The 562-nt window shown below is 61.7% G+C and carries 1 pseudogene; it reads left to right on the forward strand.

What is annotated here, in order from left to right:
• Positions 1–562: pseudogene (locus LPW30_RS15900) on the forward strand (hypothetical protein); the annotation flags it as partial.

The raw sequence follows: 562 nt of genomic DNA on the forward strand, positions 1-562 counted from the left end.
GGGCTGGAGCAACTCCCCCTGGACGATCTGGAATACGTTCACGACCTGGGTCTGATCGAGGTCCGTCCCCGGGTGCGTATCAGCAATCGTATCTACCGAGAAGTCATCCCCCGAGAGTTGACTTGGACCACGCAGGTACGCATTCCCAACCAGGAAACTGTCTGGTATCTCACCCCCGTCCATTGCCTGGACGTGCCCAGGCTGATGCGTGCCTTCCAGCAGTTCTTCCGCGAAAATGCCGATAGCTGGCTGGAGCGTTTCGATTACAAGGAGGCGGGCCCGCAGTTGCTGATGCAGGCCTTTTTGCAGCGTATCGTCAATGGCGGTGGCCGCATCAGCCGGGAATATGGCCTGGGCCGCAAGCGCACGGATCTGTTCATTGAATGGCCGACCGAGCCGGCCAGGGGGTTTCATGGCCCGATGCAGCGCATTGTCATCGAGCTCAAGCTGCAGCGCGGTGCCCTGGAGGGGGTCATCAGCCAGGGGCTGATCCAGACGGCCGCCTATGCCACCCAGGTGGGCGCCGACGAGGCCCACCTGGTGATCTTCAATCGCGATCCCG

This window comes from Ectothiorhodospira variabilis, assembly GCF_022227625.1.
Classification (GTDB): Bacteria; Pseudomonadota; Gammaproteobacteria; order Ectothiorhodospirales; family Ectothiorhodospiraceae; genus Ectothiorhodospira; species Ectothiorhodospira haloalkaliphila.